At 49.3% G+C, this 12,623-nt stretch carries 13 protein-coding genes; 5 read left to right on the top strand and 8 right to left on the bottom strand.

What is annotated here, in order from left to right; translation table 11 throughout:
* The first annotated feature begins 25 nt into the window (after window positions 1-25).
* From AC1S5B_RS01905 to AC1S5B_RS01895, 3 genes are all read left to right on the top strand, one after another.
* A complete protein-coding gene (locus AC1S5B_RS01905) occupies window positions 26-667 on the top strand; it encodes a pseudouridine synthase (RefSeq protein WP_482034030.1) in 642 nt (213 codons plus the stop codon).
* A gap of 387 nt (window positions 668-1,054) precedes the next feature.
* Window positions 1,055-3,097, top strand: coding sequence for a serine/threonine phosphatase (locus AC1S5B_RS01900; RefSeq protein WP_482034029.1), 2,043 nt, complete (start codon window positions 1,055-1,057; stop codon window positions 3,095-3,097).
* Window positions 3,098-3,134: 37 nt separating this feature from the next.
* Window positions 3,135-4,466: a protein kinase domain-containing protein gene (locus AC1S5B_RS01895; protein ID WP_482034028.1), complete on the top strand. Its 1,332-nt coding sequence runs from the start codon at window positions 3,135-3,137 to the stop codon at window positions 4,464-4,466.
* A gap of 17 nt (window positions 4,467-4,483) precedes the next feature.
* Here AC1S5B_RS01895 and AC1S5B_RS01890 read toward each other — a convergent pair whose 3' ends face one another.
* The 5 genes from AC1S5B_RS01890 to sodB form a co-directional block, all read right to left on the bottom strand.
* The gene (locus AC1S5B_RS01890) at window positions 4,484-4,705 is read right to left on the bottom strand and encodes a DUF4327 family protein (RefSeq protein WP_171573713.1); all 222 of its coding nucleotides are present in this window, start codon (window positions 4,703-4,705) and stop codon (window positions 4,484-4,486) included.
* Window positions 4,706-5,012: 307 nt separating this feature from the next.
* The gene (locus tag AC1S5B_RS01885; RefSeq protein ID WP_482034027.1) at window positions 5,013-6,206 is read right to left on the bottom strand and encodes a 5-(carboxyamino)imidazole ribonucleotide synthase; all 1,194 of its coding nucleotides are present in this window, start codon (window positions 6,204-6,206) and stop codon (window positions 5,013-5,015) included.
* A gap of 37 nt (window positions 6,207-6,243) precedes the next feature.
* Window positions 6,244-6,828: a pentapeptide repeat-containing protein gene (locus AC1S5B_RS01880; RefSeq protein ID WP_482034026.1), complete on the bottom strand. Its 585-nt coding sequence runs from the start codon at window positions 6,826-6,828 to the stop codon at window positions 6,244-6,246.
* Window positions 6,829-6,855: 27 nt separating this feature from the next.
* Window positions 6,856-7,608: a cobalamin biosynthesis protein gene (locus AC1S5B_RS01875; RefSeq protein WP_482034025.1), complete on the bottom strand. Its 753-nt coding sequence runs from the start codon at window positions 7,606-7,608 to the stop codon at window positions 6,856-6,858.
* 89 nt (window positions 7,609-7,697) lie between these two features.
* Entirely contained in the window at window positions 7,698-8,297 is a 600-nt protein-coding gene (gene sodB / locus AC1S5B_RS01870) for a superoxide dismutase [Fe] (protein ID WP_482034024.1), read from the bottom strand.
* Between the two features lie 223 nt (window positions 8,298-8,520).
* Here sodB and AC1S5B_RS01865 point away from each other — a divergent pair, with 223 nt between their 5' ends.
* Window positions 8,521-10,035, top strand: a complete 1,515-nt coding sequence (locus tag AC1S5B_RS01865; RefSeq protein ID WP_482034023.1) for a DUF1565 domain-containing protein — start codon at window positions 8,521-8,523, stop codon at window positions 10,033-10,035.
* An 82-nt stretch (window positions 10,036-10,117) separates the two neighbouring features.
* Here AC1S5B_RS01865 and AC1S5B_RS01860 read toward each other — a convergent pair whose 3' ends face one another.
* From AC1S5B_RS01860 to AC1S5B_RS01850, 3 genes are read right to left on the bottom strand one after another with little or no spacing between them, the layout of a single operon-like run.
* Complete coding sequence (locus AC1S5B_RS01860) at window positions 10,118-10,603, bottom strand: hypothetical protein (RefSeq protein WP_482034022.1); 486 nt, start codon at window positions 10,601-10,603, stop codon at window positions 10,118-10,120.
* 11 nt (window positions 10,604-10,614) lie between these two features.
* Complete coding sequence (locus AC1S5B_RS01855; protein ID WP_482034021.1) at window positions 10,615-10,839, bottom strand: DUF6887 family protein; 225 nt, start codon at window positions 10,837-10,839, stop codon at window positions 10,615-10,617.
* Entirely contained in the window at window positions 10,839-11,015 is a 177-nt protein-coding gene (locus AC1S5B_RS01850) for a DUF6888 family protein (RefSeq protein ID WP_482036590.1), read from the bottom strand. Before AC1S5B_RS01850 ends, AC1S5B_RS01855 begins: the two co-directional genes overlap by 1 nt.
* A gap of 293 nt (window positions 11,016-11,308) precedes the next feature.
* On the opposite strand from AC1S5B_RS01850, the gene AC1S5B_RS01845 reads away from it, so the two are divergent.
* Window positions 11,309-12,592, top strand: a complete 1,284-nt coding sequence (locus tag AC1S5B_RS01845) for a hypothetical protein (RefSeq protein WP_482034020.1) — start codon at window positions 11,309-11,311, stop codon at window positions 12,590-12,592.
* Window positions 12,593-12,623 lie beyond the last annotated feature (31 nt).

The following is a 12,623-nucleotide window of genomic DNA, read 5'->3' as shown; positions in this document are numbered from 1 at the left end:
AGTAGAGCCACCGCCGCAGTCAATTATGGAGCGTAAACCCCCCAAATTAGTGAATTCAAGCCATGTAGAAGATTCGCCTTACCGCTATGTGCTGTTTTATAAGCCCTACAATGTCCTTTGCCAATTCACCGACTCAGAAGGCGATCGCTCTACCCTGAAGCCCTACATTCCAATTCCAGATATCTACGCCGTGGGGCGGCTTGATTATGATAGTGAAGGGTTGCTCTTGCTAACGAACCATGGACAACTTCAGCATCGCCTCAGTAACCCCAAGTTTCGGCATCCCCGCACCTATTGGGTTCAGGTAGAGCATGTGCCCGATGAAGCTGACCTTGAGCCACTTCGACAAGGCATAATTCTTCAGGATTATCAGACTCGTCCTGCCGCGATCGCTTTATTGCCCAGCGAACCACCCCTGCCGCCTCGTGATCCGCCAATCCGCGTTCGCAAAACCATCCCCACTGCCTGGTTAGAACTGACATTAACCGAAGGGCGCAATCGACAAGTGAGACGAATGACTGCTGCGATTGGCTTTCCAACTTTGCGGCTGGTGCGTGCTGCGATCGCCGATCTCAGTATCGCCGGACTAGAACCGGGGCAATGGCGAGAATTAACGAATGCTGAAGTAGCGGCATTGAAAGAATTGTGTCAGATTCGTAAAATTTGAAGGTCTTCTGAAGAAAATCCCTGAAATAGGCAAAAGGCATGAGTATCTGTTAGTAGTTGAAAATAAAAATCCGTCACTTGTGAGAGCGATCGCTCCTTGGAATGAACGTCCCAAAGCTTCATAATCTGCAAATAACCTGTAAGTCAGAGACTTTTTTGGTGAATCCTGTTTAAATAGATTAAACTCGCGTTTTCAGGTTTATTTGCTAGAGGAACCGTCTCAAAATTTTCTGTAATGAACACTAGACAAGCTATTACAGTTTGTTGAAGAAAGACCACCGTTTTCCTTCGCAGTGTTCCTTAAAAGAAAGGCAAAAGACACCGTTGAAGCCGTTCCTGTGTGTGACATTAATCATCTGATCTGCCGGGAATTGAGGAAGAGTTCATCATGCTGGTTTGTCCCCATTGTCAGTTTGAAAACCCCACGGCAAACAAGTTTTGTCAGAAGTGTGGAACTTCTTTAGTACAAAACACTTGCCCTGAGTGCAGCAGTCTTGTGCCATTTGACCAGTTGAATTGCCACGTTTGTGGGGCGATCGCCGGAGTCACCTGGTGGGCGATTCTATCGACCCAACCCTCCACCGCTGAATCCGCGTCTACTTCAGATCCCGTAACCTTAGCAACAGGTTGTAACGACTACCTGGATATCCAGCAGCGCTATAAGTTGATCGATGCGCTTCCAGCCGCCGATGACTTCGGAGAACGCCAACTGCCCGTGCTAGATTGCCAACCGTTTCAATTGTCCTTGTTGGAGGCATTAGTGCTACAACAAGACTCGAACGAAACCGAATCGCAAAACCCCGCTTTAGAATTTGCCACCCCCGGCGCAGAAGGCTGGACAGATTCAATGAATGCGCTAGCGATTCCAGAAGTGGCTCAGCCCTACGTTGCCCTCAATCATGATCTTTATCCAGTTTTGCCAGCGATTCACAATGCCTGGAAATGGAACAATCAAGATGTATTGCTGCTAGAAGATCGATCGCACTTCCCGCTTTTGATCGACGTGTGGTGTGATCAAGAGCGGTTTCCTCCCCTGCTGCAAGTGTTGCAATGGCTTTATGAAATGACTGAGCTTTGGCACGCGCTAGAACCGTGGCAGTGTCAGCAGAGTGTTTTAATTTCCAGCAATCTCCGGGCAGACGCTGAAGATGATACGCTACTGCTGCAACGGCTATATGCCAATCCATCAGGGCAACTGTTGACGCTACACCATTTAGGGAAACAATGGCAGGCAATGTTTGCAGAATCTCAACGGACTCAGCTAGAGTCTGTGTCTCAACTGTTGGCAGATGTGGAAGATGGCACGTTGAAAACAGTCAATGCGGTGCGATCGCGAATTGAGGCGATCGCCGACTCCTTGCAGACCGATACCTCTCCCCCCACCCAGCCTTTAGAGCCTTTTATGCCTTCTCCATCGGCACCTATCCATGCAAATGGATTCAATGGCACAGCTTATCAGCCAACCGACGTAGTATTCGATGCAGCATCCGACGGTATGATAGTCACCCTTCCGCCTGAAGAAGAGGCAGCGGATGACCAGATCGACAACGACGACATGCCAACCATCGTCCTACCCATGCAGCTTTTCAACTTAGAAGAGGTGGGGCGCACGGATGTTGGGCGACAACGGGATCACAATGAAGACTACTTTGGACTGGATATTCAAGTCAGCAAGCTAGAAAGCCCCTCTGGCAAAACGGTTCATGCGCGCAATCTTTATATCTTGTGCGATGGAATGGGTGGACATGCCAGCGGTGAAGTTGCCAGTGCCCTTGCTGTAGACGCAATTCGCAAATATTTCAAAGAGAAGTGGCTAGAATCGCCGTTTCCGAGCGCTGGAATTAATGATTTGCCCAACGTCACCATGATGACGGAAGCCGTTCAGGTTGCCAACAAAGCGATCTATGATGTGAACCAAGAAAACGCCCGCTCTGGAAGTGGACGCATGGGCACAACTCTCGTCATGGTGCTGATTCAAGATACGGAAGTGGCAGTTGCCCATGTGGGAGATAGCCGCCTTTATCGCTACACTCGCAAACGCGGCTTAGAACAAGTCACCATTGACCATGAAGTGGGGCAGAGAGAAATTCAACGGGGGGTTGATCCCGATGTTGCCTACAGTCGCCCGGATGCTTATCAGTTAACTCAAGCCCTTGGACCTCGCGATGAACCCTTTGTGAAACCCGATGTCCAGTTTTTTGAATTGAATGAGGATATGATTTTGCTGCTCTGCTCCGATGGCTTATCGGACAATGACTTGCTGGAAAATCATTGGGAAACCCATGTGCAGCCGTTGCTGAGTTCTCAAACGAACCTAGATAAAGGCGTGGGTGAATTGATTGAATTGGCAAACAGCTACAATGGTCATGATAATATTTCCGCGATCGCCATTCGGGCTAAAGTGCGCCCTAGCCTAGAACATTTGCGATAAGCTAGCTTGGTTCAATTCAGGGCGTTTTCCTCAGTTCATGGTAGCCAATCAGCTAAGGGTTGTTTTAACTCTGTTGCATCCTCAAAACCATACTCCTCTGCGGCAGTGGCAATTTGACCATGAAGCAGTGATTCGAGTCGGGCGCGCCCCCACAAACCAGGTGATATTAAGCGAGGTAGTTGTCTCACGGCATCACCTAGAGATTCGTCAAATAGAGACAGATCAGGCAACGGCGAGTTGGCAATTAATTAACCTGAGCAACAACGGCACTTTGGTTGAGGGGGAAGCGATCGCCCAAAAACTTTTGGTCAACAACACCGTATTTCAGCTTGCCCAAAATGGTCCTATCCTGCGGTTTGAAACGTTCCTCATTTCAACGTCTCAGCCCTTCAATCTTTCGCCTCAGTCTGTGTATGAAACGATCCCTACAGGCATCATCACCCCGTTTGCAGGCTCCCTAACTCCTTCATTCGGGGCTGGGCAGTCTGCTCCAACCCGCTGCACTCATACGGGCAATCCTTCTGACAACTTATTTTGTATTCACTGTGGGCAACCGATTCGTGTGGATAAAACCGTTCGGCAATACCAGGTTTTGCGAGTTTTAGGGCGCGGCGGCATGGGCACCACTTATTTGGTGTGGAATCCGACTGGTTTATCAAAATCAAGTGGAATGCCAGAAGGAAAACTGCAAGTGCTGAAGGAAATGAATGCAGATGTGGCTCATATTCCTAAAGCCCAAGAACTATTTGTGAGAGAAGCTAGCACGCTAAGGTCGCTAAATCATCCCGGCATTCCGCGCTATTACGATTTTTTTATAGAAGGGGACAAAAAATATCTGGTGATGGAATTGATCCATGGACAAGATTTGGAAAAGCGAGTTCGCAAGCAAGGGGCAGTTTCGGCTCAAGAGGCGATCGCTTGGATGGTGCAAGTGTGTGAGGTATTAACCTATTTGCATAGTCGCCCCATTCCAATCATCCACCGCGATATTAAACCAGGCAACCTACTGGTTCGTGCTTTGGATAGCCAGATTGTGGTGCTAGATTTTGGTGCGGTGAAAGCCTTGGCGATCGCACCCGGAACCCGCATTGGGGCAGAAGGCTACAGCGCACCAGAGCAAGTGCAAGGGCGACCCGTGATTCAGTCTGATCTCTACGCGATCGCCCCAACGCTCGTGTTTTTGCTGACCAGCATTAGCCCACAGCGATTTTACAAAAAGCAAAGGAAATCAATGCGCTTACACTTAGATGAAGAAACGCGAATCCCCAAAAACTTGAGGGCTGTAATCGAAAAAGTAACAGCCATAGACATTAGCGATCGCTATCAAACTGCCCAAGAACTCAGTCAAGCGCTCAAAGCTTGCTTATAACAGCACAAACATCTGTGCTACTCTTCATCGTCCCATCGTTCCACTAGCATTAGTTCGCTGACGGGATCTTGCATCGTGAATTCGTAATCAAGCAATTCTTGCTTCAAGAATGCCCAATCATCGCCATACAGTAATGCAATTTTCCAGATGCTGTCCGATGGCTTGAGCAATTTACGTTCAACCAGCGATCGCACCTGACGCTGTAGTTTAGCCAGCGGGTGTATAACCTGCTGATTCATATCGTCTGTAATCATGGATTAGTAGTGTGAATTTCTAACAAACAAGCTTCTTAAAAGCTTTTCCGAGAACTTATTGAATAACTGCAACGTTGCAGAATTCACAGTCTTCCAGTCAGCTTTAACTACTTTTAAACATCGTCCCTCGACAAACCAGATGTTCTTGTAGCCCTATAGAAGCATCGATTTCAGCTATTGATATTAGCACAACCCAATAGTAGCGCAAGCCTTTTTAAGAAATGCCTTTCTTAGGAGAGAGATAACCGCCATGAGGGGATTACGGGTACAAGGCGAGAGGCAAGGGGTTGGCTCAAGATGGATACCAAATGGATTCAATCTGGTGGGCGATCGCGCTTCCCATACCGGAGTCATTCGCCCGATCTTGCGAAACTGCGGCTTCATTCAGCAATACCGTAACATGCCCTAACTTGCGCCCCAAACGGGATTCAGTTTTGCCATACCAATGCACCTGAGCGTCAGGAATAGCGGCTAGTGCTTGTCGCTTAGCCGCATAATCACTGACTGATTGCTCATAGCCCAATAAATTGACCATCACGGCTCCAGCCGTAGTCATTGCGGCACTGCCCAACGGCAACCCACAAATTGCTCTCAACTGCTGCTCAAACTGAGAGGTGGCGCAGGCATCCAGAGTGTAATGCCCAGAGTTGTGGGTACGGGGGGCAATCTCGTTAATCAGCACGGTGCCCTCTTTCGTCAAGAAAAACTCAATCCCAAAAATGCCCACTACTTGCAAGTGAGTCAATAAGGTGCGAACAATGGTTTCGACTAAAGTGGTGATTTCATCGTTGATTTGTGCAGGCGCAATTACTCGGCGACAGACTTGGGCTTCTTGCTGAGTTTCCACAATGGGGTAAATGGCAATGTCTCCATTCAGCGATCGCGCTGCCATCACCGCAAGCTCTCGCTCAAACGGCACAAACTTTTCCAATAGCACGGGCACGGATGCCAACTGAGCCAAGGTTGTTTCCAGTTCGACTGCGGAGTGGACGATAAAAGTGCCCTGCCCGTCGTAGCCATGCCGTCGGGTTTTAAGCACTACAGGAAAAGAGGAAGGAAACGAGTCTGCGTGAGGAAGTAACTCCTGAATAGTGAAAGAGGGCGTTGGCAATCCCAGGCTTTCCATTAAGGTTCGCTGATCATATTTATCGAGCAACGGTCGCAGGGCATCCAGACTAGGACGAAAACAGGTGCCTTGCTGGGCGAGGTGTTTTAATGCAGGAAGATCAACAAACTCGTTTTCAAAGGTGATTACGTCACACTGGGCGGCAAGTTGAGCGGTGGCGATCGCATCGTCAATTGGCGCAAGAATGGTTTGGGTGGCGATCGCGACTGCTGGATCGGTGGGGCTGGGCGTTTGTACCCATAGCTCCAACCCCAGTTTCTCAGCGGCTTCTGCCATCATCCAGGCAAGTTGTCCGCCGCCAATCACTCCCACCCGTTGCACCGAGGTTTGCGAAGGTGCCACCGAATCTGGGAAAACCATTAGTACTGACCTATCTCTGGATCAAAAAAGAACATTCTTAGGAAAGGCAACCGAGAGACTCCCGTGTGGAGATCCCAGTTTTAGAGTTTACACCGTCAGCGGTTTTGCACAACTGCCGAATCTGGGCACCATCTAAAATGGCATCGGTGAAATCGGCTCCAGTAATCTCTGGATGATCAAAGGTTGTCCGAAGCAAAATAGCATTGACTAGAACAGCATCTTGCAGATTCGTCCGAGTCATTTTGACTTGATCCATCATAGATTGAGTTAGATCTGCACCTTGAAGATTGGTTTCAACCATCGTGGAGGCACTCAACACGGCACCCGTCAAATCGGCGTTGGAAAAGTTGGCTCCATTCATATTTGCGTTAGAAAATTCTGCAACGCGCAGGCTTTGCCCAGAAAAGTCCTGGTTTTTCAACTCGGCGTTGCTGTAAGACGGGGGCGGAGCATATTGCTTAGTATATTTTTCCCCAATAATCGCGGCATTCGCTGGCTGGGTGCCACACAGAAAAACGATCGCGCACAGCATTCCAATGAACCAACGAATAGGATGCAGCGATGATAGATGATGATTTGGCATGGGCAGCGATCGCAACAGAGCATCTTTTAGTGTAATCATTCTGCTGCACCAAATCATATAAGCGATTCACACTATTGGGATTTGAGCGGTGTATTCTTGCTCCGCTTGGGCGATCGCGATCGTTACGGCTCCGAGATGATCGGTGAGGCGAAAGATTTGTTTAGGAACAATGAGGCGAGAGGCGAGAGGTGGGCGGCAATCTGAAGCAGCGAGGATGGCGGCGGCTTCGGCGACGCTGGGAGTTCCGACGTTGGAGTGAACGCGGGTGGAGGGATTGAGAACCGCGATCGCCCGTAATGCTTCGGCTGAGAAAAATATAAGCGGTAAGTTGAGGTCGCGGCAGTACTCTACCAGTCCAACTTCATTCACTTTGTGATCGATAGTCGCAATGCCAGCGATCGCCCCTGCTGCCAAGTGACGCGATCGCAACGCTTGTTGGATGGCGTAGGCGATCACGTCTTCAGATGTACTGCGTTCACAGCCAATGCCAACCCATAGCACCCGTGGATGCCACTGCACTTTTGGCAACTCCACACTATGCCCAAAGCGCCGCTGAATAGAGCTAATCCAGATTCTCGCCTTTGGAATTGGGCGCTCTTCTCGCGCTTCGGCAGTAAATTCTGGAAACCCAAACTGAAACGGATGCTGGGCTGGTAAAGCAACTTGCCACTGGGTTGATCCGGCTTCTTGAATCACCTGCACCGAGTCTCCACGGGCGATCGCAGCATTAACACCTGCCCAATCCCCGGCTCCTTGTCGCCAACCATAGGGCATACCCAGTCGAGCAATTTCCGGCAAGATTGCGATGGCTTTGGTCATGCGCTTATCTAGAGCACTCATTCATAAATTTACAAAAAGCCCCTCCTAGTGGAAGGGCTGGCGTTCATAAAATTGGAATAGCAATCAGCTTACGCAGCCAAGTTGGCAGCGGCAAAATCCCAATTCACCAAGTTATCCAAGTAGTTTTTGATGAACGCAGGGCGAGCGTTGCGGAAATCAATGTAGTAGGCGTGTTCCCACACATCCAACGTGAGCAAAGCTTTTTGACCTTCTGCCACAGGATTAACCGCATTAGCAGTTTTAGTCACTTTCAAGGTGCCGTTGTCATCGATCAACCAAGCCCAACCGCTACCAAACTGAGTGGTTGCCGCCGCCGTAAACTCTTCCTTGAATTTGTCAAAACTGCCAAAATCTTTGTCGATTCGAGCGGCAAGATCGCCTGTAGGCGCGCCACCGCCACCGGGCTTGATGCTGCTCCAAAAGAACGTGTGGTTCCAGACTTGAGCCGCGTTGTTAAACACGCCCTGCTTGCTGGCATCGTTGTAGGTTACTTTGATCACTTCTTCTAAAGACTTGCTTGCCAACTCAGTGTCAGCCGTCAGCTTATTTAGGTTATCCACATAGGTTTTGTGGTGCTTGCCATAATGGTATTCAAAGGTTTCAGCCTTCATACCATATTCCTCTAGCGCGTTAAAGTCGTAGGGGAGGGGTGCCTGTTCAAATGCCATGAGTTCTTCTCTCTACTAAATCTAGGATCAGGATCTAAAGCCTTTCTGCAAGGTTGTTACCTGGACGGATTACACGTTCCGCAGCGGGAACCTCTCATCTAACAGAAACAGAACTTTACAACTAGATTCTAATGCGAAAAGCCCTTTTCAGGGAACGCCCATAAGGTTGATTCGATCGCGATCTATTCTGTGACATAAAGAAGGTCTGTGACATATGAGGTGTGTGGACAATGAGGAGATGGCAGTGGTGAAGCAAGTGTTTAAGAGGAGCGAGATCAAGCGACAGGTGCTGGGATTGGCGGCGATCAGTTGGGTGCTGGTATCGCTGAGTAGCTGTACGGCAGAGGGTGAGTTGGTGAGTGAAACGGACTGTACCGAAGCGATCGCCCGTGCGACTCAAGCATGGCGAGTGAATTACTATAGCGATCGCACACACCTTAACCCGAACAATGAACGCATTGTTGAGTTTGGTAGCGCCAAATTAGTCACTCGCAATGGCAAAGTTGAACCACCCAGGTCGGGGACTAACCCTATAGAACCTGGCGCTCAGCAGAATGGTGTGTGGTATCCGATCGTGCCGCCCCAACCCACCGCTAGCGAACTGGCAGAAAGTCGTCAAACCGGGGAGCGGATTGCCTCGCCAGAACTGTATCGAGCAGTGAAATACACCTTAGTCTGTGGAGCGGGAGAACTGGAAGCGGGCGCAGACACCTATCAAACGGCACTGGCGCAAATCCAAGCGGAGCAGCAGGTTCGGGTTGCTTACAGCCTGGGACGAGTGCTGAAAACGATTTTACCCACGAATGCCGTGATTGGGAATAATCCTGACCCGGACTGGACTCCCCCCGCGGACGATCCTAGCCCCAGCCCTGAACTCACACCGTCTAAAACCGCACCCTTGCCCACGATTTTGTATGTGGATGCTAAAACTGGTAGCGATCGCAATCCGGGCAATACTCAATCGCCATTGAAGACAATTACCCAGGCGATCTCCCAAGTGCGCCCCGGTATGACGATCCAGCTTAGCCCCGGCGTTTACAGCACAGAAACGGGCGAAGTCTTTCCGTTAAAACTGCCCCAGGGCGTAACGTTGCGAGGAAATTCAGAAGCTCAAGGGAAAGGCACTCAAATCACGGGCGGCGGCAAGTTTCTTAGCCCCACTTGGGCAGGGCAAAGCGTCACGATCTTGGCAACCGATGGCAGTCAGGTTGTGGGGTTAAGCCTGACCAATCCGAATCCACGCGGTACGGCAATTTGGATTGAAACGGGTGCGCCGTTGATTGAAGCCAATCGGTTCGTGGGCAGCGATCGCGAAGGCGTATTTGCTTCGGGCACTGCCACGCCTACGGTTCGCAACAATCTGTTTGAGCAAAACGGCGGCAATGGCATCTCTTTTACTCGCGACAGTGGCGGCATTCTGGAAGGCAACACAATCCGCTATAACGGTTTTGGCATCTCGGTCAGCGATCGCGCCAAACCCAGATTAACTCGCAATCAGGTTAGCCAAAACAAAGATGGCATGGTGATCAACGGCGACTCGCGCCCCCTGCTGACCTCCAACCGCGTCACCGACAACGGACGCGATGGCATCGTCGTCACCAATAACGCCAGCCCCACCCTTAACCAAAATTCCTTCAGCGACAACGAACAATACGATCTGCACAACACCAGTAAACAGCCCCTCAACGTAGAAGCAGGCGCGATCGCGGGGCTAAAAGTAGAAGGCAAAATTAATTAAATAAAGGCGTGGCTTTTGTCGATCCGCTGCCGTAAAACGCCCACTGGCTGAATTATGTAGAACCAAGAAAGATCAATAAGTCTTACTGAACATCAACGCCTCTGGATTTCCAAAACTCGATACGTTCTCGGTTTGCGTGCTCAAGCTTCACTTGTCTCAAATTCTCATTCAGCACCTCTGAAACTTGCTGGCTCATAAAGCTACTATAGTTATCTTGCAAGCCCTGCACTGGTTGCAAAAGACTAATGACTTCTGCCCCCAAGCATTTCCACCAAGTATGTTGCTGCGAAGAAAGGTTAATGCCATGAAGGACATAGTTAGCAAAATGCTCACAGTTGTTGACTGCGATACTGTACCTAGCAACTGACATAAACTTTTCTATACGTTCAAGCTCTTTCGGTGTTATTCTTGCTAATCCTTGCAACTCAAGCCCACTCGAACCCCAGCCTAGAGAGTTATAAAGATTTGCGGTTTCAGCAAGGTAGTAGTGATCAGCAAAACCTACAAGTTCCTGAATCGGCACTTTGAAGAGTTTTAAGACGCTGGATTCTACAACTTCAAACCTCATAATGTGCCTGCCTACTGAGCCGTTTCGCCGTTGTTGACCGTTGCTTGCATCTGCTTTAAAACTGCTGCGTGCATCTTTGCATCAAAGTCGGGATCATCCACAGTGGTTATTACATGACGTGGGCGATCGCCCAATCTATCCAGATAGGCTCGAAGCGCTAGTTTATCCTCACGGTGTCGGAGAAAATATTGTCTCAACTCCTGATCAGACATAGCTGCATAGTTAACTTGATTCATTAAAATACCTCTCCATCCGGCATGATTTGAAACTCAAGGTTCTCAGTGCCTCCAGCCAAAATATAAAAATTGCTGGTTCGATCATCGAGACATACAAGATGTACGGGCTGAAGCATAACGTACGTTAGCCAGTAGCTAAGACGATATAGACCCCTCAGTTGTTCAGCAGTCGGCATTTGGGACAATCACTCAACACTCATTCATTTTATCCCATTGCTGCTTTAAGCTTTTTCTCGCAAGTATTGAGATATTTCCATAAACGTCAATCTAACTGAACTAGAAGACGTAAATGCTCTTTCTGAGCGGTTTAGTGGCTGTTCAGGTTGACTCGATTTTAAGGAGACAATTTTTGAGCGATCGCATTCGCCGACCCACAGAGCGATCGCTCTAGCGCTTAATCCATAGTTCAGCCTATGATTGCAGCAGCAAGGTAAGCTTAATTGGTGAGAGCAGTTGGTGTGAGAATCTTATGACGACGACCCCTTATCTATCCGTTGTTGCAACTTCGCGCAATGACAACCACGGCGGCAACATGCTGCGGCGGATGCAGATTTTCATCAATGGCTTGTTAGAGCAATGCCGTCGTCATCAGCTTGATGCAGAGCTAATCATCGTTGAGTGGAACCCGCCCTCCGATAATCCGCCCTTGGCAGAGGTACTCTCTTGGCAAATTGAAGACAGTCCTTGCGTAGTCAGAATTATCCAAGTGCCGCCAGAGCTACATGATCAACTTAATCACGCCGCCTCTCTGCCGCTGTTCCAAATGATTGCCAAAAATGTGGGCATTCGTCGCGCTAGAGGGCAATTTGTCTTAGCAACCAACATCGACCTACTTTTCTCCGACGAGCTATTTAGCTTGATTGCCTCTCGTCAGTTACAACCGGGAGCAGTGTATCGCCTCGATCGCTACGATGCTGCATCAGACGTTCCCCTCAACGCCCCTCTGAGTGAACAGCTAAACTACTGTGCCCAAAATATTCTTCGGATTTGTCACAAGGATGGGTTCACTGAAATGCAGCGCGAGGAAACACATGCTGAATCAGACCTGCCACTAGTCGAAACAACCCAACCAAAATGGTACAAACAGGTACTACAACCCGCCAAACCTGCTCTCGTTCCATTGCGAAAAGTTTATCAGCGTCTCTTTCCTAAAGTGGTTAGAGATACCATCCTCAAAACAGTGCCCGTTGACGTTGCCGATTGGCTGATTAGTCAAAATCTGCTGACCGCTCAGCGATCGCCCCACCTCCCAGAATCTGATCCAGACACTCCCTCCCACGAGCCAGAGGAAGATCTATCTGCACTGTGGCGCTATCCCCAACTCCACACCAATGCATGTGGTGATTTTACACTCATGTCTAGAGAGGATTGGTTTGCGGTGCGCGGCTATCCAGAGTGGGAAATATTCTCGTTTCACCTCGATTCTGTGCTGCTTTACATCGCGCACTATGCTGGAATTAAAGAAATCATTCTAGATGACCCCATGCGGATGTATCACATTGAGCATACTTCCGGCTGGACTCCAGAAACTGAACGGACTCAAATTCTCAACAAACGTCTAGCATCGTTAAAAGTGCCTCAACTCAGCGGCGAACAGTTTGATGCGGTTGTAAAACTGATGCACCAATTAAACAAACCGCTGATTTTTAATGACGAAAACTGGGGCATGGTAGCAGAATCTCTGCCAGAAACGACTGCGACTAGCGATCGCGATATAAACCCGGCGATCGCTCACTCCATGAACCCAACTTGAGCGGGGTTGGGTGGCTGACTTCTAATAGCAA

This window comes from Leptolyngbya sp. CALU 1928, assembly GCF_056784215.1.
The sequence above is the reverse complement of the archived record's forward strand: the minus strand, read 5'-3'. Positions and strand labels throughout refer to the sequence as shown.